The organism is Secundilactobacillus collinoides DSM 20515 = JCM 1123 (genome assembly GCF_001435975.1).
Classification (GTDB): Bacteria; Bacillota; Bacilli; order Lactobacillales; family Lactobacillaceae; genus Secundilactobacillus; species Secundilactobacillus collinoides.
This window is the reverse complement of record NZ_AYYR01000013.1, coordinates 272,148-292,987: the sequence shown is the minus strand read 5'-3', so window position 1 is coordinate 292,987 and position 20,840 is coordinate 272,148. Positions and strand designations below refer to the sequence as shown.

Annotated in this window: 16 protein-coding genes; 15 read left to right on the top strand and 1 reads right to left on the bottom strand. The window is 49.5% G+C overall.

Annotated elements, in window-relative coordinates:
• Positions 1–7: 7 nt before the first annotated feature.
• The 7 genes from fmt to FC82_RS03740 all read left to right on the top strand — a co-directional run bounded on the left by fmt (position 8) and on the right by FC82_RS03740 (position 7,356).
• Positions 8–955 (top strand): methionyl-tRNA formyltransferase, encoded by a 948-nt coding sequence (fmt, locus tag FC82_RS03770; RefSeq protein ID WP_056996242.1) that lies wholly within the window; start codon positions 8–10, stop codon positions 953–955.
• Entirely contained in the window at positions 952–2,298 is a 1,347-nt protein-coding gene (gene rsmB, locus FC82_RS03765; protein WP_056996241.1) for a 16S rRNA (cytosine(967)-C(5))-methyltransferase RsmB, read from the top strand. The genes fmt and rsmB overlap by 4 nt, the downstream gene beginning before the upstream one ends.
• A gap of 15 nt (positions 2,299–2,313) precedes the next feature.
• Positions 2,314–3,057, top strand: a complete 744-nt coding sequence (locus FC82_RS03760; protein ID WP_054758436.1) for a Stp1/IreP family PP2C-type Ser/Thr phosphatase — start codon at positions 2,314–2,316, stop codon at positions 3,055–3,057.
• On the top strand, positions 3,057–5,072 hold the full coding sequence (pknB, locus tag FC82_RS03755; RefSeq protein WP_056996240.1) for a Stk1 family PASTA domain-containing Ser/Thr kinase: 2,016 nt from the start codon (positions 3,057–3,059) through the stop codon (positions 5,070–5,072). Before FC82_RS03760 ends, pknB begins: the two co-directional genes overlap by 1 nt.
• A gap of 80 nt (positions 5,073–5,152) precedes the next feature.
• Positions 5,153–6,046, top strand: coding sequence for a ribosome small subunit-dependent GTPase A (gene rsgA / locus FC82_RS03750; RefSeq protein WP_056996239.1), 894 nt, complete (start codon positions 5,153–5,155; stop codon positions 6,044–6,046).
• A gap of 10 nt (positions 6,047–6,056) precedes the next feature.
• Entirely contained in the window at positions 6,057–6,707 is a 651-nt protein-coding gene (rpe, locus tag FC82_RS03745; RefSeq protein WP_054758439.1) for a ribulose-phosphate 3-epimerase, read from the top strand.
• Between the two features lies 1 nt (position 6,708).
• The gene (locus FC82_RS03740; protein WP_056996238.1) at positions 6,709–7,356 is read left to right on the top strand and encodes a thiamine diphosphokinase; all 648 of its coding nucleotides are present in this window, start codon (positions 6,709–6,711) and stop codon (positions 7,354–7,356) included.
• A 395-nt stretch (positions 7,357–7,751) separates the two neighbouring features.
• Here FC82_RS03740 and rpmB read toward each other — a convergent pair whose 3' ends face one another.
• A complete protein-coding gene (gene rpmB / locus FC82_RS03735) occupies positions 7,752–7,937 on the bottom strand; it encodes a 50S ribosomal protein L28 (RefSeq protein WP_054758441.1) in 186 nt (61 codons plus the stop codon).
• A 1,047-nt stretch (positions 7,938–8,984) separates the two neighbouring features.
• Here rpmB and FC82_RS03725 point away from each other — a divergent pair.
• The 8 genes from FC82_RS03725 to ftsY all read left to right on the top strand — a co-directional run bounded on the left by FC82_RS03725 (position 8,985) and on the right by ftsY (position 20,799).
• On the top strand, positions 8,985–9,347 hold the full coding sequence (locus FC82_RS03725) for an Asp23/Gls24 family envelope stress response protein (RefSeq protein ID WP_054707069.1): 363 nt from the start codon (positions 8,985–8,987) through the stop codon (positions 9,345–9,347).
• Between the two features lie 22 nt (positions 9,348–9,369).
• Positions 9,370–11,064, top strand: a complete 1,695-nt coding sequence (locus FC82_RS03720; RefSeq protein ID WP_054758710.1) for a DAK2 domain-containing protein — start codon at positions 9,370–9,372, stop codon at positions 11,062–11,064.
• Between the two features lie 93 nt (positions 11,065–11,157).
• A complete protein-coding gene (gene recG / locus FC82_RS03715) occupies positions 11,158–13,224 on the top strand; it encodes an ATP-dependent DNA helicase RecG (protein ID WP_056996237.1) in 2,067 nt (688 codons plus the stop codon).
• Positions 13,225–13,253: 29 nt separating this feature from the next.
• Positions 13,254–14,294: a phosphate acyltransferase PlsX gene (gene plsX, locus FC82_RS03710; protein ID WP_056996270.1), complete on the top strand. Its 1,041-nt coding sequence runs from the start codon at positions 13,254–13,256 to the stop codon at positions 14,292–14,294.
• 317 nt (positions 14,295–14,611) lie between these two features.
• Positions 14,612–14,854, top strand: a complete 243-nt coding sequence (gene acpP, locus FC82_RS03705; protein WP_054758445.1) for an acyl carrier protein — start codon at positions 14,612–14,614, stop codon at positions 14,852–14,854.
• A gap of 95 nt (positions 14,855–14,949) precedes the next feature.
• Positions 14,950–15,648 carry a ribonuclease III gene (gene rnc, locus FC82_RS03700; protein ID WP_054758447.1) on the top strand — a complete coding sequence of 233 codons (699 nt, stop codon included), beginning with the start codon at positions 14,950–14,952 and terminating at the stop codon, positions 15,646–15,648.
• 31 nt (positions 15,649–15,679) lie between these two features.
• Positions 15,680–19,231 carry a chromosome segregation protein SMC gene (gene smc / locus FC82_RS03695; protein ID WP_056996236.1) on the top strand — a complete coding sequence of 1,184 codons (3,552 nt, stop codon included), beginning with the start codon at positions 15,680–15,682 and terminating at the stop codon, positions 19,229–19,231.
• Positions 19,232–19,275: 44 nt separating this feature from the next.
• Positions 19,276–20,799, top strand: coding sequence for a signal recognition particle-docking protein FtsY (ftsY, locus tag FC82_RS03690; RefSeq protein ID WP_056996235.1), 1,524 nt, complete (start codon positions 19,276–19,278; stop codon positions 20,797–20,799).
• The last annotated feature ends 41 nt before the right edge of the window (positions 20,800–20,840 follow it).

Here is a 20,840-nt window from a genome sequence, read left to right as displayed (position 1 = left end):
AAATTTAATGACTTCAATCGTATTTATGGGGACCCCGGAATTCTCGGCGCCAATCCTACAAAGCCTAGTGGACAAAGGTTATGACGTAAAGGCAGTCGTCACCCAGCCCGACCGTCCCGTTGGCCGTAAACATGTGCTTACAGCCTCACCTGTCAAAAAAGTGGCGGTGGCAAACAATATTTTAGTGCTTCAACCAGAAAAAATCAGCGGTAGTGATGAAATGGCAAAGGTCATCGACATTGCGCCGGATCTGATCGTGACGGCAGCGTTTGGCCAATTTTTGCCAAATAAACTGCTTGCGTCAGTAAAAGTGGCAGCTATCAACGTTCACGCTTCGTTACTGCCGAAGTATCGCGGCGGTGCCCCAGTGCACTATGCGGTCATGAATAATGATGATGAGACCGGTGTCTCAATCATTTACATGGTCAAAAAGATGGATGCTGGCGATGTAATCAGTCAGCGTGCGATTCCTATTGAGAAGACGGATGATGTGGGCAGCATGTTTGACAAGTTGAGTCTGCTTGGTCGGGACCTGTTACTGGAAACGATTCCTAACATTTTGAGCGGCAATATTTCACCGGTGCCGCAAGACGAGGGCAAAGTGACCTTTTCACCGACCATTAAACCTGAACAAGAAGAAGTTGATTTTAGTCAACCAGCAGAATTAGTGGATGCCAAGATTCGCGGTTTACGACCGTTTCCGTCGTCCTACATTATTTTGGCAGGCACGAGAACCAAACTCTGGGACGTGACCGTTCTGGATGAAAAGACTGATTTAGCAGCCGGAAGAGTTGTGCGGCGTGGCAAACACGAACTTGTTTTGTCAACCGGCGCCCATGGCACGATCAGCGTCAACAAACTACAGCCGGCTGGCAAGCCGAAACAGTCAGTGACTGATTTTCTAAACGGTACGGAAGACGCCTTAACCATCGGCGAGCAGGTGGTTGACCTATGACAACACCTGATCAAAATCCACGTTCACTAGCGGTAACCGCCCTGATGCGTATTCAAAAGGGTGCTTATTCTAATTTGCAACTGAACCAGATATTGGACGATGCCCATCTGGAGACGTGCGATGCCAATTTACTCACAAACATTGTTTACGGTGTTATTCAACATGAGTTGACGATTGATTATCAATTGAAACCGTTTATTAAAAAACCAAACAAATTACAACCCTGGGTCAAAGTGCTGCTTGAAACGGCTATCTACCAGTGGCAATATCTGGAACGTGTTCCAAAGCGGGCGATTTTTAACGAAACAATCAATATCGCTAAGGTTCGCGGACATGAGGGGATTCGACGGTTTGTGACGGGGGTTTTGCACCAAATGGACCGAACCGGGTTGCCAGATCCAGCTGAGATCACGGACCGAACGCAACGCTGGTCGATCCAGTACTCGGTACCGGAATGGCTGATCACAACGCTGATCGACCAGCGCGGTGCTGAAAAAACTGAGGCCATTTTAAACGTGATCAATCAGCCGGCGAACCAGTCCGTTCGGGTCAATCGCACCCGGTTAACTGTGGCTGAAGCAACCGCCCAGCTGACGGCAGACGGGTATGATGTCACGCCAAGTGCCGTAAGTGAAAACGGTCTTGTTCTACACGGCAAACCGGCCAATCATTCGGAACTGTTTAAACGCGGTGACATCACGATTCAAGATGAAAGTGCCATGCTGCCGGCTGAAAGTATGCACGTGACCGCCAATCAAGAGGTGTTAGACGCCTGTGCAGCGCCTGGCGGCAAAACGGTTCAATTGGCTGAAAACGTTGATGAATCAGCCGGCGGTCAGGTTACTGCACTGGATATTCATCAGCATAAGGTTCGGTTGATCACCCAAAACGCTAAGCGGATGGGCCTCAGCGACCGAGTCGATGCCCTGACACTGGACGCACGCAAGGTTGACGATGTCTTTGCTGACGGGATGTTTGACCAGATTCTAGTCGATGCACCTTGTTCAGGGATTGGCCTTGTTCGACGAAAACCTGAGATCCGTTATGAAAAACAACTACGTGATTCTGAGGCGTTAGCAAAAATTCAGCTGACAATTTTGGATGCCGTTGCCAATAAGGTGACAATTAACGGTATAATAACTTACAGTACCTGCACGATTTTGAATCAGGAGAATCGGGATGTGGTGGCCGCGTTCTTAGCCGACCACCCCGGCTTTATCTCCCAGCGGGTCCAAACGGCCAACGCGTTAAAGGCGGACCGTGAAAGTGATTATTTAGAAATCTATCCGGATGATTACGGGTCTGACGGCTTCTTTATCAGCCAGTTCAAACGGGTACGATGAACGGAGACAAATAACATGCAGATTGCTTATCGGACAGCGATTGGTGAACGGCGAACCGACAATGAAGACAACGTCGGGGTCTTTACCAACCAGACTGGGATAAAGCTGGCCATCATTGCGGATGGTATCGGCGGTAATCAGGGTGGTGACGTGGCGTCAGAAATGGCGGTGTTCCACCTTGGTCACGCCTTTGAAAAATCGACGATCAACGATTTTGATACCGCCTCAAAGTGGTTACAATCCCAAATTGATGAAGAAAATTCAAATATTCGTGAGCGTTCCCAGCAGTTTGTGGACCTTAAAGGCATGGGTACGACGGTCGTTTTGGCACTGATGCTGCCCAAGGAATTGATTGTTGGCAACATCGGTGACAGCCGGGCTTATTTATTGCGGCATAAAAAGTTTAACCAGGTAACGGAGGACCATTCTCTGGTCAACGAACTGGTTAAACGGGGCGAGCTGTCCAAACAGGCAGCTAAGGTTCACCCACAAAAAAACGTGATTACGCGTTCCCTTGGTGTGACTGAAAAGGTTCAGATCGATCTGCATTATCTGAAACTGAACAGCAAGGACGTTGTCCTGCTTTGTTCGGACGGACTAACGAACATGGTCAGCGATGCTGACATTCAGGCCGTTCTGCAGGGACACGAATCGCTGTTAGACAAGTGTGATCAGTTGATTGCCATGGCAAACGAAGCCGGTGGCCTTGACAACATTACGGTGGTTATCGCCGACAATGGATCGGGGGCAGCTGACTAATGCGAGCAAACTACACATTAAATGGGCGCTATCGCATCATTCGGTCCCTTGGTGAAGGCGGCATGGCTAACGTTTATTTAGCCCACGACTTGATCTTGGACCGGGATGTTTCGGTCAAGCTGCTTCGGCTTGATCTGCGTGATGACCCCAAAACAATCAAACGGTTTCAGCGTGAGGGATTGGCTGCCACTGAATTGGTGCACCCGAACATCGTCAGTGTGTACGACGTTGGTGAAGAAAACGGGATGCAGTACCTGGTCATGGAATACGTTAAGGGCATGGATCTTAAGGAATATATCAAAAAGAATTTCCCGATTCCTTACCAGGAAGTCATCAACATCATGGAGCAAGTCCTCTCCGCTGTAAAAGTGGCCCACGATCACAACATTATTCACCGTGACCTTAAACCGCAAAATATTTTAATGGACGAAAATGGTGTGGCGAAGATCACTGATTTTGGTATCGCCGTTGCACTATCGCAAAATTCACTGACCCAGACCAACACTGTGCTGGGGTCGGTCCATTATTTATCACCCGAACAGGCACGGGGTGGGATGGCCACCAAGAAGTCAGATATTTATTCGTTGGGGATCATCCTCTACGAGATGTTGACAGGTACGGTGCCCTTTAAGGGTGAAACCGCGGTTTCAATTGCCATCAAACACTTTCAGTCAGAGATTCCGTCAGTGCGTGATTTTGATCCGCGGATCCCGCAGGCACTTGAGAACGTGGTGCTGCAGGCAACGTCTAAGCGGCCAGAGGACCGTTATGCCAACGTTAAGAATATGGCGGATGACTTGGAAACATCGCTGTCCCCCCGGCGGGCCAGCGAGCCTAAATTTGTCCCGGATCATCATTCCGATAATGGTGAAACCAAGGTTCTTGATAAGGCGGCACTCCAATCGGAATTGGCTGCTCACGAGGCGGATGAGACAGATGAGAACGGCGTGAAGGTCGCTAAACCCAAAAAGAAGAAACGGCACCATCGCAAACGCTGGTGGGCGGCACTGATCGGGTTGATCTTGTTGCTGATTGCCGGCACGGTTCTGGCTTTTTGGATGGGCAGGCCGAAGTATGTTTCAGTGCCTGACGTGACGGGAATGACCGAAACAGCTGCCAAAACGAAATTATCGGCCAAGAATTTGACGGTAAATAAGGTGACGCACAAGAACAGCCGTCAGATTCGCAAAGGGCGGGTGATCAGCACAGACCCGAAGGCGAAAAAGTCGGTTGAAACGCAAAGCAACGTGATGCTGACACTCAGCAGCGGGCCAAAACTGATTAAAATCGGCAACTATGTCGGGCAATCTTACACGCGGGCAGCCTCGATATTAAGGGCCAAGGGTGTGACCGTTAAGCGTCAGAATCAGACATCAAACGACATCACAGTCGGCACGGTCATGGCTCAAAGTACCACTGCAGGAACCCGAATCGATCCTGACAGTACCACGGTAACCTTCACCGTTTCAGCGGGTCAGCGACAATTGACGTTAGCTAACCTTGTCGGCAAAACAAAGAGTCAGATTCAAAGCTACGCCAGCAAGGAGTCGTTGAACGTGTCTTTCAACTATCGTTATGCCAGCGCTAAAAAGGACAAGGCGACGAGCCAGAGTCCTGCTGCCGGCAGTCTGGTCACCGAGGGGACGACCATCGTGGTCACGTTGTCCCGGGGACCAAAGCCGACAAAACCAAAGATCGATGAATTCAGTGTGACCGTTGATATTCCGTTTGAAGCGTCGTCTGAGTCCAGCAGCTCAAGTTCTGATGACAGCAGTTCTGATTCTTCATCAGACAGCAGCAGTGCCAGTTCTGACGACTCGGCCAACGTTGTTCAGATTTACTTGCGTGACCAGGATCACAATTACCGCAGTGTATACAAACAATTAACCATTGCACAAGACACGCAGGTCAGTTTGCCATTCGCTGTTGAATCAGGGAAGAGCGGCGGTTACAAGATCGTTCGCGACGGGAAAGTGATCTTGTCAGATAATAACGTTACGAAAAATTCTCACTAATAATTACTGCATTTTAAAACCAGTTCTTCTATAATAAAGAAGCAACTGGTTTTTATTTTATTTTGAAAGGTGGCGTTGATGTGGCGGAAGGCCAAATTCGACAATCTTTAAGCGGTTTCTATGATGTCGTTACTGACGATGGTGAAACGGTTCGAACACGGGCGCGGGGTAATTTTCGAAATCGAAAGATCACCCCGTTAGTCGGTGACCGGGTATCGTTTGAGTCAAATGAGGGCAAAGATGGGTACATCTTGGCGATATTGCCAAGGCGCAACCAGTTACAGCGCCCACCCGTTGCGAACGTTGATCAAGCTATTGTGGCAACGGCAGTGAAACAGCCCGATTTTACGACCAACTTGTTGGACCGGCAATTATTAGCGCTGGAAATGGCTGATATTGAACCGGTGATCTACTTTACCAAAACGGATCTGCTGAGTGACAGTGAGTGGGCAGCGTTTGAGACGCTGACGACTGGCTATCGCAAAGCGGGGTTTCAGGTCATTTTGACCAGAGAACCGTTTAGTGAGGCAGCGTTAACTGCGGTCAAGACCGTTTTGAAGGGTAAGGTCAGTGTGATCATGGGGCAGACCGGGGCCGGAAAATCGACCCTGTTAAACCACGTGGCGCCAAATTTGAATTTAGCGACCGGGGAGATTTCGACCGCACTTAATCGGGGGCGTCATACTACCCGGCGTGTCCAGTTATTGACCGTCGCGGATGGATTGATTGCCGATACTCCTGGCTTTTCATCCTACGAAGCGTTCTCACTCACATCGAAGGAACTTGGCCAGTATTTCCCTGAATTTAAACGGGCGTCAGTTGACTGCCGTTTTCGGGGGTGCGTCCACGTGAACGAACCAGGATGCGCAGTGAAGGCACAGGTTGCTAGCGGTGAGATCATGCAGAGCCGCTACGACAATTATTTACTGTTGTACCAAACCTTGAAAAATCAAAAACCAAATTATAAGAAATGAGGGACGATTCATGATTATTGCACCATCAATTTTGAGTGCGGATTACGTAAATCTTCAAAAGGACATTGAAACAGTAGACAAGGCCGGTGCAGAATACCTGCACATCGACGTCATGGACGGCAACTTTGTGCCCGCCATTTCATATGGTCCAGGTTGGCTTAAAGCCATTCGGCCAATCACCAAGATGACGCTGGACGTTCACTTGATGGTTCAAAACCCAGAACGTTACGTGGAACAATTTGCTGAAAACGGCGCCGACATCATCGGGGTCCACGTTGAAGCAACGGCTCACATCCACCGGGCACTTCAGTTAATTAAAAATGCTGGCGCCAAGGCCGAGGTTGTTATCAATCCTGGGACACCTGTCGAGGCTATCAAACCCGTTTTGTACATGGTTGACCAAGTGCTTGTCATGACGGTCAATCCCGGGTTTGGCGGCCAAAAGTTTCTGCCTGAAACCCTTAAGAAAATTCAACAATTAGATCAGCTTAAACAAACTGAAGGCTACGACTTTGACATCGAAGTTGATGGCGGTGTAAAAGCAAACACCATTAAGGACTGTGCGGATGCGGGCGCCACGGTAGCCGTTGCTGGTTCATACATTTTTGATGCCGATGATCCAGCTGCACAAGTGGACACGCTGAAGGAAGCGACGAAGTAAAATGAGCCATCTGAACTTGCTTGTGGGCGGTCCCACCAGTGAATGGCCGGAACAACTAACCGCTGGCAAGGTCAGTGGTGATTGGATCGGCGTTGACCGTGGGACGCTGCGGCTGCTTAATATGGGAGTGACCCCATTAGTTGCCATTGGTGATTTTGATTCGCTTTCAGCAGATGAGCTGAAACGGGTCAAAACAGCGATCGGTGATATTCGCCAGGCCATTCCTGAAAAGGATGAAACTGACACAGAACTCGCCGTTACGGTGGCTCTTAAGGAGTATCAATACGACCGGTTGGACATCTACGGCGCGACCGGGGGACGGTTAGACCATTTTTTGGCTAACCTGTGGCTGGTCTTGAAACCGCGCTACCGCGATTTTGCGCCCCAGATCCGGTTTATCGACCGAACCAACACGATCACCTTCTTCCTGCCTGGTGACTATATCATTGACAAGGAAGCGGACAAGAAGTATTTGGCGTTTGTCCCGTTGGAAAAAGTTGACGGTCTGACACTGGTCGATGAAAAATACACCCTTGATCACGAGGATGTACCGTATCCGATTTCGTATGCCAGCAATGAGTTTGTTGGTCAAACGGGCAAGTTCTCGTTTGATTCCGGTTTGCTGGCCGTTATTCAGAGCCGTGATTAATAGTAAATGAAACAAACCGGTTAAGACTGGTGCAAAAGCGGACTACTTTATCAAATTCCAGGTGGATTTTGTAAAGTAGTCCGCTTTTGTGTGACTCATTTTCAGTTTGTGGTGCGCACTTCCTGTCAGTTGCTTAAAGCGCGATTTTGAATTCAGCCAGTTTATCCAGCCAGAACCTGTGATTAACGGCTGTTAGCAACCGGATAATAGCGCGATAAAAAATACCATTCGACAATCTTTGGAGGGCCATGGATATTCTGGGAGGGTCAGAACCGCGGTGTATGCTAGCTCAGTGGTTTAATAAATAAAAAACGCCGCTAGTGAGACACTAGGGCGTTTTGCACTGCGATAAAATGGCCAAACAAAAAAAGCTTGGCTAAGCCAAACTTTTTTAACTAAACACGGGTCACTTTGCCTGACTTTAAAGTCCGAGCTGAGATCCAAACCTTCTTAGGCTTGCCATCAACCAGGATACGAACTTTTTGTAAGTTTGACTTCCAAGCACGACGTGATGCGTTTAAGGCGTGAGAACGCTTGTTACCAAAGTGCGTCCGCTTGCCACTAATGAAATCTTTTGCCATGGGTAAACATCCTCCTTTAAGACTTATCTAAAATACGTTGCTTTAAGCTCACTAAAACAATTTATCATACCCGTTTTAGGAATGCAATAGTTTTCTTTCAAGTAGAAATACTTGACAGTTAAGATTGCCGGTATCATAGGGTTTCAGAATTTTTAAATTTAGCGGTCTTTTCCAATGAAAGCTGTATTCCAACCAGTCTGTTGTGCAATGCACCACAACGTTGCGTTGTATTCATTGCCGAATGTTACTATTATGACCGATTTTTTGACGGTGAGCAAGTGATTTTGGGAAGATTTTTGACCGGCAATGTGTGACAAGGGAATGGTGAGGTCGTTAATCAACAAACACGCCTGTCGTCAAGGATTTAAAAGCAAGACAATGGCGGAAGATGTTATAATAGTATTGATGTCAAAATGTGCGTCGGGATTATCATTGATTGACTTTTGTGATTACTGGCTGTAGCATGCTGTTTTGATTATTATGAGTGCTGGAGCGCGTTAGCACCTCTGACCCTGAAATACGTTGGAGAGGCAGAACATTTTGTATGAGGATTCTGGTACGAAAAGCCACGTTGGGGGGTTCAGGTCGAATTACCTTGCGTTGCAGATTCTGCTCGTTTGCTCGCTGCTGTTTTATTTGCTCTAGGAGCGAGAGGCGTTGCGCACTGTTGATATGGCGTCGAAACGTGCTCCAAAAGGCAAGGGGCTCCCGCATAAGGACTTTGAAACCAAAAATCCAAGATCGGGATTTTTCGTTGAAGTTGGCTTGCGTTGCAGGTTCTGCCTGTTTGCTCGCTGCTATTTTATTTGCTCTAGGGGCGAGCGACATTGCTCACTGTTGATATGGCGTCGAAACGTGCTCCAAAAGGCAAGGGGCTCCCGCATAAGGACTTTGAAACCAAAAATCCAAGATCGGGATTTTTCGTTTCAAAGTCCTTATGCTCCGCCCCTTAAGCGCCTTTTTCCGCACTCTTTATTTTTATTCCCCCCCAACATGTGTTAATATAAAATATCGTTAAGACTAGGACTACAAGGAGGCTGCGTTCAGATGGCCGTTAAAATTAAGACACCGCACGGATTGATCGACATCGATAACGATGTGATCGCCACCGTTGTTGGTGGTGCTGCTACTGACAACTATGGGGTTGTTGGCATGGCTAGCAAAAATCAGATTCGCGACAATGTGAATGATATTTTAAAGCGTGAAAATTACGCTAAGGGTGTTGTTGTGCGTCAGGAAGAAAATGGCGTAGCTGTTGACGTCAACATTATCGTCAGTTACGGCACAAAAATTTCAGAAGTCTCACGAACTGTTCAGTCAAAAGTAAAATATAATTTAGAAACAATGCTGGGCATCACTGCCAATTCCGTGAACGTTACGGTGCAGGGTGTTCAAGTACTAGCTGACTAGTGGGGCGAGGAGGATTATTTTGTTGCAGACAAAGAAAATAACGAATCGTGAATTCGCAAAGATGGTTGAGGCAGCTTCTGCATTCCTTGACCAAAATGCGGAATTCATTAATTCCCTTAACGTTTTCCCCGTTCCGGATGGTGATACAGGAACGAATATGAGCCTGTCCTTAGACAGTGGTCTCAAATATTTAAATGATGAATCTAGTGAATCAGTAGGTGCCTTAGCGACGGCCTTAGCTAAGGGCCTTTTAATGGGCGCTCGCGGGAACTCCGGGGTGATCCTGTCACAAATTTTCCGTGGCTTTTCAAAGAGCACGGAAGGAAAAGACGACTTGACGGCCACTGACTTGGCTGACGCGTTTGCTGCGGGTGCTGAAACGGCCTATAAAGCCGTTATGAAGCCTACCGAAGGAACTGTCCTCACCGTTATCCGGGAAGCTGCCAAAGCGGCCCGTAAGACGGCTGCACGCGACGATAACATCGTTGCAGTCATGGATGCCACCTACGAGGCTGCCAGTGACGCGCTTAAGACGACTCCGGATCTGCTGCCTGTTTTAAAGCAGGTCGGTGTTGTGGATTCTGGCGGGCAGGGGCTGACCTTTGTGTTACAGGCGTTTGACGATGTGTTAAACGACCGTGAGATCAAGGTAACGGCTAACCATAAACCAAACACAAATGAAATGGACGAAATGATCGACGCGGAACATCACCGCAGCGTTCAGGGTAACATTGACCCTGACAGCATCGTTTACGGATACTGTACTGAAATTATGGTGCGGATCGGTAAGGGCAAGCAGGTCGATCATCCATTTGACTATGACGAATTTTACCAATACCTCGCGAACCTTGGGGACTCTTTGCTGGTGGTCAATGACGATGAGATCGTTAAAGTCCACGTGCACACTGAACACCCCGGAAAAGTTTTAGCTTGGGGTCAGGAATTTGGCGACCTTGCCAAAGTCAAAGTCGATAACATGCGCCTGCAACAAGAGACCATTATGGAAAAGGACGATGAGGATGCTCAGGCTGCTGCCGAACAAGCAAAGCCGAAGGAAGCACCTGAAACGGCCATTATTACGATTGCTGCCGGCGATGGGATGAAGACCCTGTTTGAGAGTCTGGGCGCCACCACTGTAATCAGCGGCGGGCAGACCATGAACCCAAGCACGCAGGACATCGTTGACGCAATTAACCAAAGTGGCGCCAAACAGGCCATCGTTTTGCCAAATAATGGCAACATCTTCATGGCTGCTGACCAGGCCGTTGACGCGGCTGATGTGCCTACGGTTATCGTTCATAGCAAGTCGATCTCCCAAGGGATGACGGCGATGCTGGGCTTCGAGCCAGACCATACGATTGACGAAAACCAGGCGGCCATGGAGGAAAATCTGACCACGGTCACTGGCGGCGAAGTGACCCACGCGGTCCGCGACAGCCACGTTGACGGGTTTAACATCAAGAAAAATGATTTCATGGGTTTGATCGACGGCAAGATCGCGGTTGTCGGCAAGACGCTGCAGGATACCGCTAAACAGATGGTTGCTAAGATGCTGAACGAAGACAGTGAGATCGTTACGATCATTTATGGTGCCGACGCTAATGAGGCAGAAGCAACGACACTGTCTGAGGCTGTGAGCGACCTTGACGACGAACTGGAAGTTGAGATCCATGAAGGTGACCAGCCAGTTTACCCATTCGTTGTATCAGTTGAATAGAAACTGAATAAGTAACAGGTCCGATAAATTGTTGGACGGAAAGGCGAATAGCAAACAATTGGCGAACAGCCTGCGGTTTGCTATTCGCCTTTCATGCCAAACGCGTTTGTAAAAGGGAGGTCTGCAGTTGTGGCGTTAACGGATTCTGTGAGCACATTGCCGGGTGTCGGTCCAAAACGAGTCGATGCTTTGGCTGCGCTTGGTATCACTGATATTGCCTCACTTTTGACCTACTATCCTTTTCGGTATAACGATATGCGGGTCAAAAATTTAAACGAGATCCAGGACCAAGAACAAGTCACGTTGAAGGGCATTGTTGCAGCACCGCCGACCATTGCCCGGTTTGGCCGAAAAAAAACGCGGTTGAATTTTCGCTTGCTGATTGGCCACGACGTTGTGCCAGTGACCTTTTTTAATCAGCCCTGGTTACAAAAACAAATTGCGGTGGAAGAACCCATCATGGTTTACGGTCGGTTTGACGCAAATCGGCGGCAGCTGAACGGTATGAAAATTCTGTCAAGCGGTAACGCTGATCCGATGGCGTCGGTCTATCCAAGCAACAGCGGGATCCGTCAAAAAACGATTCAGCAGCTTGTACAGGCTGCCTGGGAACAGTATCATGATGAAATCACTAACCTGATCCCGGCACCGATTGCGACACATTACCGGTTGCTGGATCGAGAACAGATGATTCATGACATGCACTTTCCAAAGACCCTCGAGGCTGCCCAAGCGGCTAGACGCAGCGCGAAATTTGAGGAATTTTTCCTCTTTCAAATGCAGCTGCAACAGCTCAAACGGGCTGATAAAACGCAGACAGGGACGCCGATCGCCTACGATAACGACCAGCTGACTGCGCTGACTCAGTCGTTGCCGTACGAACTTACCAGTGCGCAAAAACGGGTGGTAAACGAAATTTGCGCGGATATGAAACGGCCACTGCACATGAACCGGTTATTGCAGGGGGATGTCGGCAGCGGGAAAACGGTCGTGGCGGCCATCGTGATGTACGCCGCCATTACCGCTGGTTTCCAGGCGGCACTGATGGCGCCGACAGAAATTCTGGCGGAGCAGCACGCAAACAATTTACAGGCGCTCTTTGAAGGCTTTCCAGTCAATATTGTTTTACTCACCGGATCAACGAAACCGGCCGTCAGAAAAGAAATTTTGCCGCGTATCGAAAGCGGTGAACTTAACCTGATCATCGGGACTCACGCGCTGATCCAAGACACGGTGAGCTACCACAAACTTGGGCTGGTTGTCATTGATGAACAGCACCGGTTCGGAGTTGGTCAGCGTCAGGCGCTGCGCGAAAAGGGTGACAATCCGGACGTGCTGGCCATGACGGCAACCCCGATTCCGCGAACGCTGGCAATCACCAGCTACGGCGAAATGGATATCTCGGTGATCGACGAGCTGCCGGCTGGACGAAAGCCCGTCTCAACGTACTGGATCAAAAGTACTCAGATCGAGTCCGCAATTCAGTTTGTGACGGGGCAACTGCAGGCCGGACACCAAGCGTACGTTGTTACACCGCTGATTGAAGAATCTGAAGCGGTGGATATGAAGAACGCCGAGGCGATTTATGAACGATTCTCCAAGTACTTCGCGCCAACGTACCAGGTCGGTCTCCTGCATGGCCGGATGAAAAACGAAGAAAAAGAGGCCGTGATGGCCGCCTTTAAAAACCAAGAATTCCAAGTTTTGGTTGCAACTACCGTGATCGAAGTCGGCGTGGACGTTAAAAACGCGACCGTCATGTTTATTTACGATGCCGACCATTTCGGCCTGTCGCAGCTGCATCAGCTTCGCGGCCGGGTCGGGCGTTCAGACCAGCAGTCCTACTGTATTTTGATTGCTGACCCGAAAAATAAAAACGGTGTGCAGCGCATGCAGGTCATGACCCAGACGAACGATGGTTTTGTGCTCTCGCAAAAAGATTTGGAACTGCGCGGCGCCGGCGATGTCCTGGGTAAAAAACAGTCCGGCGTCCCTGACTTTAAAGTCGGCGATCCGGTAGCTGACCTGACGATGCTCAGCGTTGCCCAGCAGGAAGCAAAGCAGCTGAGCGACCGGTCAGATTGGCAGCAGCAACCAGAAAATAAGGCGTTAGCTGATTTTATGACACAAAAAGAACGCACCACATATTTATTTGATTAAGCACCACGACATGAAGGGATGGATTGATTGTGAAAATTGCTGTTGACGCAATGGGCGGCGACTACGCCCCAAAGGAGATTGTTGCAGGGGTGGAACTGGCGCGTGACCGGTACCCAGAAGTTGAATTTAACCTCTACGGCCAACTAGATAAGGTAAAACCGCTGTTACAAAACGAGGAACGGATCAATTTGATTCAGGCTGACGAAGTTATTGCGATGGAGGATGAACCCGTTCGCGCGATTCGGCGTAAGAAACAATCCAGCATCGTTTTGGCAGCTCAGGATGTTCGCGACGGTCAGGCCGATGCATTTTTCTCTGCGGGGAATACCGGTGCCATCTTGGCTGCCGGTCTGCTGATCATCGGCCGAATCAAAGGTATTGACCGGCCTGGGCTGACCACGATCCTGCCAGTGTTGAACAAACCGGATCAGGACAGTTTCCTAATGCTTGACGTTGGTGCAAACGCTGATACAAAGCCGTTTAACCTTTACCAATACGCCATCATGGGCAAGTACTACGCTGAGACCGTTATGGGTGTTAAGAACCCGCGGATCGGCCTGTTGAACAACGGGACGGAAGCAGACAAGGGCGACTTGGTCCACAAGGCCGCTCATGAAGCACTGAGCTCAATTGAGGACATCAACTTCATTGGTAACGTTGAATCACGTGAACTGCTGAACGGTGTTGCGGACGTGGTTGTCAGCGACGGGTTTTCCGGTAACGCTGTGTTGAAGAGTACGGAAGGTACTGCCTTAAGTATGCTGAAACTGATCAAATCAACTATTATGGATGGCGGGATCTCCGCCAAACTTGGCGCAGCTATGCTGAAGTCGACCTTTGGCAAGATTCAGGCGCAAATGGACTATTCGAAGCATGGTGGTGCGGTTTTGATCGGTGTGAAAGCACCCGTTGTTAAAACTCACGGCTCAACCAAGGCACCAACTGTCGCCAATACGATCGGACAGATCAAGACCATGCTCGAAAACAACGTTGTCGCTGACGTTGTCACCTATTTTGACGAGCACAGTGACGAGATGATTGCTGCTAAGGAACAGTTGAAGCAAAAATAGTGCCGGTGCTGGTGGAACTTGTATGACGATTATCAGGAATTTAGGTATCCAGGTTTGATGGTCGTTGTATGTTGTTATGTGGCACGGCAGTGAAGCACCATGGCCAAGTCTATTTTGGAACCGGCTCACACGAACAGTTATTAAGGCTCACAGGGACGCGTTTCACGATAGCGCAAATAGGCTGGGCGTTGCGTGGCATCGTTTAGGCTGAGAAGGTCGAGACAGCCCCGTCGCAGTGCCAGTAAAAAAGCATGTTGTTAGGTGCAAGTTTGTGATAGACTAACAAATGAACAAGGTTGATTGAGTGAGGTAAGGAAATGTCAAAAGAAGAAACGTTTAATAAAATTGCCGATATTATTGCGGACCGGTTTCAGGTCGATCGTGATAAGATCACGAATACGTTAAATTTCAAAACTGATTTGGACGCTGACTCCATTGATTTTGTGGAATTTATCTTGGAGTTGGAAGACACCTTTGGCGCCGAAATTTCCGACGAAGATGCGGAAAACCTAAACACGGTTGGCGAAGCGGTGGATTACATCACGAGCCACAGTAAATAGGCAAAGTGGCGGTTGATCTTATCAACTGTCAGTGATTCGGCGGTTACTTGGGTAATCGCCTTTTTACTTTCATCAATAAAAATGGAGGAACAAAATTGATACAAGGGTTAAATGAACTACTTAAGAAACGGTTTCACATTACGATTCAAAATCAGAGCCTTTTAGACGAGGCCTTTACACAGGCTTCGTACGTCAATGAACACCCGAACCAAAACTTGAAATTTTATGAACGCATCGAATTCTTAGGTGATGCGGTCATGCAGCTGGTGGTTTCAGAATACATCTACAAACGGTATCCCAAACTGCCACAGGGTCGGCTGACACGACTGCGGGCAGCGATGGTCAACGAAGACAGTTTCGCAAGCTTTGCGCGGGAGTGTACCTTTGATAAGTATATTCGACTGGGTCGGGGCGAGGAAAAAGCGCACGCCCGGGAACGTGATTCACTGCTGTGTGATATTTTTGAATCCTTTATTGGTGCTTTGTACCTTGATCAAGGGGTGGAACCCGTGATTGCCTTTTCAAATCAGGTGATCTTTCCAAAACTTGATGAGGGCCGGTTCGACGAATTCTTTGATCACAAAACGGAATTACAAGAAGTCGCCCAGCAAAACGGACCTGTGGCTATTGATTACGAACTCGTTTCAGAAGATGGGCCGGATAACGACCGGGCCTTTAAGGTTTCTGTAACGGTCGACGGCAAGGAGCTCGGTGTCGGTGTTGGGCATTCAAAGAAGCACGCTGAGCAAGTGGCTGCCAAAGAAGCACTTAAAAAATTACAGGCGGACAACTAAACGTTAATTTTGAATGAATGGGGACTATGCGATGAAGTTAAAGTCGCTTGAAATTAGTGGTTTCAAGTCGTTTGCGGATGATACGAAAATCGATTTTGAGACCGGAGTGACTGGCATTGTGGGCCCTAACGGGAGCGGCAAAAGCAACATTAGCGAAGCCGTCCGCTGGGTTCTCGGTGAACAGTCAGCCAAAAATTTACGGGGGCAGCGCATGCCGGACGTGATTTTTGCGGGGAGCGCTGAGCGCAAACCGTTGAACCGCGCCATGGTCACCATGGTGCTGGATAACACGGACCACTATTTAAACACGGACTATTCCGAAGTGAGTGTTACACGAAAATTGTTTCGAAACGGTGACAGTGTGTATCAGCTTAATGGTCAGGAATGCCGATTAAAGGATATTACTGACCTCTTCTTGGATTCCGGGATCGGCGATGATTCGTTTTCGATGATTTCGCAAGGCCGAGTTGAAGCTATTTTTAACAGTAAGCCTGAAGATCGCCGCTTCATCATTGAAGAAGTGACGGGGGTTTCAAAGTACAAGCTGGGCAAGCAAAAGGCGCAGCGTGAAATGGAACAGACGGCTGAATATCTCGACCGGGTCAATGATCTGATCACGGAATTGTCCGCTCAGGTTGAACCCTTGGCAGAACAGAGCAGTTTGGCTGAGGAATATGTCACGCAAAAGGGTCAGTTTGATAAGTTGGAACAGAGTCGCTTAGTGCTTAGTATCGATGCCGCAAGTGAGATTCTGAAGACACAAACGAGCAAACTGACCAAGGCGCAGCAAGAATTGGCAGAAAGCCGGAAAGCGGCTGAGGAGAATCAAAGACAGGTCACCGATTTTCACCAGCAAGAAACGCAGTGGCAGTCACAAAAGGATGCCGCCAATGATAAATTGATCCAACTATCGGGTGACCAGCAGAAATTGGCTGGTCAAAGAGCACTGAATAAGGAACGTCGTGCAAACCGGGCTGAAAATGTTACTAAGCTCAAGGCTGAATTGAGCGGTGTTGCGGCTAAATTAACAGCGACCCAAACACAATTGGACGCCAACTTAGCTGACCAGCAGCGGATCGACAAACAGGTCGCAGCTGGCCGCAAATCAGCGAAAGCGTTGAAACAACAGCTTAACGAATTAGATTCAGAAACGTTATCGCAAAAGCGTGATCAGTTGCAGGAAGACTACGTCAAAGCCATGCAGGCGCTGACGTCACTGCATAATGAACGGCAGTACCTGGAAAAAAATCAACAACGGGCGGATTCTCAAAATTCGCAAGCCAAGGCGCAATTGACCGCGTTGCTGGAACAAGAAGCAACACGAAAGACTGAATTAACTGGATTGACTGAGGAATTAACAACTTGCGAGGCGGCATTGACGGCTGCCAAACAGGCCCAGCAAGACGCTGCCACGGTTCGCCAACACCGGCAAAAAAAACTTGACCATTTAAACGACCAGTGGCTCAAAGCACTGGAAGTGAGCCAGCAGGCAAAAGCACGGTTGAAATCGCTGGAGGAAGCCCAAGCAAACTACAGCGGGTTCTACCAAGGCACTCGAGCGGTGATGCAGGCACAAGCTAAATTGACCGGCGTCATTGGCCCCGTAGCGGAGCTGTTACAGGTGGACGAACAGTACACCAAGGCGGTTGAGGCCGCAATTGGTTCCCAACAGCAAAACGTTGTGGTTACGGATGAAACTGCCGGTAAGCAGGCCATTCGCTACCTGACGCAGAATTCGTTGGGGCGCAGCACGTTTTTACCGCTGACCACGATTCGTCCGAAGCAGGTGGACCGAAACACATTGGCCACTTGTCAGCAGGTCCCAGGGTTTCTGGGAGTCGCCTCGGTCTTAGTGCGGGTAACCGATCAGCGGTATCAACCCGTGCTCAACTTCTTGTTGGGTAACGTGCTGTTTGCTGATAATTTGGACAACGCTGTCGTTTTAGGCCGGCAGATTCATCACCGATGCCGAATCATTACCCTTGGCGGTGAAGTGGTTTCAGCCAGCGGGACGATGACGGGCGGCCGTGACCGTCGTTCCAATAACGGGTTATTGGCTCGGCAGCAAGAACGGCAGCGGCTGGAGACTTCCGTTAAACAAATGGATGCTCAGCTGGCAGCGAAACAGACTGAACTTCAAACGCTCAAGGATCGTCAAGCGCAGCTGAATCAAACGGATCTGCTGACTGCTGTTACCGAGACGACGACGGCGTACCAAGCAAAATTAAGCGCAGTCAACGTTGCTAAAGACCGGCTTGCGTCCCTGGAAAAACAGGTTAAGGTCCAACACGCCCAGCAAGCGCTGCAAGGCGGTGAAGAAGACTACCAACAAGCGTTGCAGGACAATGAGACGCAAACGGCGGCCACTAATCAGCAATTGACTGACTTGAAGGCCGCAATGACGGCAGCTAAGGCTAAGCAACAGGCTGCAAGTGAGACCAGTCAAGCAGTTAGCGACCAGTATCAGACCTGTAAGGAAGATTTGGCGCGGTTGACGGTCCAGCAAAAACATGCCCAGGAGACTGTTCAGGAACGTCGTGACCAGCTCCAAACGTTGCGGGCACAGCAATCAGATCTGCAGCAGCAGCTGACTGACCTGACGGCTGATGACTCAAGCGGGGACCAGTCAGCGTCTCGAATTGATGCTCAGCTCAAAGAAATCAACAAGGCACAAAAAACGGCGCAGAGTCAAGTGGATGAAGCTACCGAGGCCCTTAAGACGGTCACGGCGAAGGTCGATGAATTAGAACTGACCAAAGCCGCGTTAACCAACACCATTGCTGCTGAACAGTCAGCGGTCCACGAAACCCAATTGGCGCAACAAAAAACCAGCAACCGGGTCGATCAGCTGACTGGGGACCTAACGGAGAATTACCACGTCAGCGTGGCGTTTGCGCGCCAGTCAGTCGTCGATCAGCCGCTTGAGGATATCAAGGAGCAGCTAAAATTATTAAAGCGTGGACTGGATGACCTTGGTGATGTCAATCTTGGCGCCATTGAAGAATATAAGCGGGTCAAGGAACGCTATGATTTTCTCACGAAACAGCGTGGCGATCTCGAGGCTGCCAAAGAAAACTTGCTGACCACCATGAACGAGATGGACAAGGAAGTTGTGTCGCGGTTTGAAAAGACCTTTAACGAGGTTAACGTCCAATTTGCACAAACTTTTGTTAAGATGTTTGGCGGTGGTCGGGCCCGACTAGAGTTGACGGATCCTAAGAATCTGCTCACGACCGGGATCGAGATCATGGCTGAACCGCCAGGCAAGAAATTACAGAGTATGCGGCTGCTGTCAGGCGGTGAACGTGCGCTGACGGCAATCACCTTGTTGTTTGCCATTTTACAGGTTCAACCGGTACCATTCTGTATCTTAGACGAAGCAGAAGCCGCACTGGATCCCGCAAACACGGGGCGGTTTGCCAGTTACTTGAACCAGTTCCAGACGGATACGCAGTTTATCGTGATCACGCACCGGAAGGAAACCATGGTGCAGGCAGATCGGTTGTACGGTATTACCATGCAGGAATCCGGTGTGTCAAAACTCGTTTCCGTTGATTTAAGTCAGGTCACCGCAAACAATTAATAAACGTTTACAACCAATAAAAAACAGTAAAGGAAGTGTCTTACGTGGGGTTATTTGATTTCTTTAAACGCCGCAGTAAAGCGGACGAAGAAAAAAAGACTGAACAACTGGTCAACACGGAAGCATCAGCTGCAGCCGAACCTAAGCCAGATACGGCACCGGCCGCAGAACCCGAATCTGAGTCGGGCGACAGGACCGTAAAGGCACCATCAGAGGCTGAAACGCGTGTACCGGACGAGACCGATACCGCTGACCAGGACGCGCCAGCAACGCCTGTTACGACACCATTGACGTCAACTGAAGACGCGCCGGAACCAGCGTCGGTCAAGGACGAACCGGCATCTTCAGGGACTTCAGCAGCGCCTGTCCAAACGTCGGAAACGGTTCATGACACACCGGCAACCGATGCTTTCAAAACACCGGCTGACCAGCAGGCTGAAGAAACAGCTCAAGCACCCGAGCCAGTGGCAGAACCTGCACAGGCGGCACCAACTGAGAAAACAGAGACAACAGCGGGTATTGAAACACCCGCTGTGACGCCGACAAAAGGCGACGCTCCGGTAACACCATCGACTGACGTAACATCACAGTCGGCGGATGAGGCCGTATCAACACCCGAACAGACGCCCTCGGATGCTGAACGGTACGACAAGGGGTTGGAAAAATCTCGGGAGACGTTTGGTGACCGGTTAAACCATTTGCTGGCAAATTTCCGGCACGTGGATGAATCCTTCTTTGACGATCTCGAAGAAACCCTGATCGGTGCTGACGTTGGCTACGAAGCGGCAATGCAGATCAGTGACCAGCTTCGCGATGAAGTCAAACTGCAAAATGCCAAGAAGCCAAAGGACGTCCAAAACGTCGTGGTTGAAAAATTGATCGACCTGTACGACGCGGCGGGGACGGAAGAAAATAACGACCTGAACTTCGCTGATAAAGGGCCGACGGTGATTCTGTTTGTCGGGGTCAACGGGGTCGGTAAAACGACCACCATCGGGAAAATGGCCAACCTGTTTAAGCAGCAGGGCAAAAAGGTGCTGCTGGCGGCAGCCGATACGTTTAGAGCCGGTGCCATCGAACAACTGAACGTCTGGGCAAAACGGGATGGTGTCGACATTGTGATGAAGCCGGAGAAGAGTGACCCGTCGGCCGTTGTCTTTGACGCGGTCAAAAAAGCCAAGGCTGAAGACTACGACATTCTTTTCGTGGACACCGCGGGTCGACTGCAGAACAAGGCTAACCTGATGAACGAGCTGGCCAAGATGAAACGAGTGATCAGTCGGGAAATCCCTGATGCACCGCACGAAGTTCTGTTGGTGCTGGATTCAACGACCGGCCAAAACGCGTTGAACCAAGCCAAGTTATTCAAGGAAACAACGGATGTGACGGGAATCGTGCTCACTAAATTGGACGGAACAGCGCGTGGCGGCATTGTGCTTGCCATTAGAAACGAGCTGCACCTGCCCGTCAAGTACGTTGGGCTTGGTGAACAAGTCGATGATCTGCGGCCATTTGAGCCGACTGAGTTTGTCTATGGGCTGTTCAAGGGTCTGATTGACGTGAAATAAACAAAAAAGAGGTTGTCTTGCCGGGCACCTCTTTTTTGTTA

What these genes read in the sequence shown, in the direction of transcription:
- fmt (WP_056996242.1), top strand. Translation starts at nt 8, where the DNA reads ATGACTTCAATCGTATTTATGGGGACCCCGGAATTCTCGGCGCCAATC.
- rsmB (WP_056996241.1), top strand. Translation starts at nt 952, where the DNA reads ATGACAACACCTGATCAAAATCCACGTTCACTAGCGGTAACCGCCCTG.
- FC82_RS03760 (WP_054758436.1), top strand. Translation starts at nt 2,314, where the DNA reads ATGCAGATTGCTTATCGGACAGCGATTGGTGAACGGCGAACCGACAAT.
- pknB (WP_056996240.1), top strand. Translation starts at nt 3,057, where the DNA reads ATGCGAGCAAACTACACATTAAATGGGCGCTATCGCATCATTCGGTCC.
- rpe (WP_054758439.1), top strand. Translation starts at nt 6,057, where the DNA reads ATGATTATTGCACCATCAATTTTGAGTGCGGATTACGTAAATCTTCAA.
- FC82_RS03740 (WP_056996238.1), top strand. Translation starts at nt 6,709, where the DNA reads ATGAGCCATCTGAACTTGCTTGTGGGCGGTCCCACCAGTGAATGGCCG.
- rpmB (WP_054758441.1), bottom strand. Translation starts at nt 7,937, where the DNA reads ATGGCAAAAGATTTCATTAGTGGCAAGCGGACGCACTTTGGTAACAAG.
- FC82_RS03725 (WP_054707069.1), top strand. Translation starts at nt 8,985, where the DNA reads ATGGCCGTTAAAATTAAGACACCGCACGGATTGATCGACATCGATAAC.
- recG (WP_056996237.1), top strand. Translation starts at nt 11,158, where the DNA reads ATGCCAAACGCGTTTGTAAAAGGGAGGTCTGCAGTTGTGGCGTTAACG.
- acpP (WP_054758445.1), top strand. Translation starts at nt 14,612, where the DNA reads ATGTCAAAAGAAGAAACGTTTAATAAAATTGCCGATATTATTGCGGAC.
- smc (WP_056996236.1), top strand. Translation starts at nt 15,680, where the DNA reads ATGAAGTTAAAGTCGCTTGAAATTAGTGGTTTCAAGTCGTTTGCGGAT.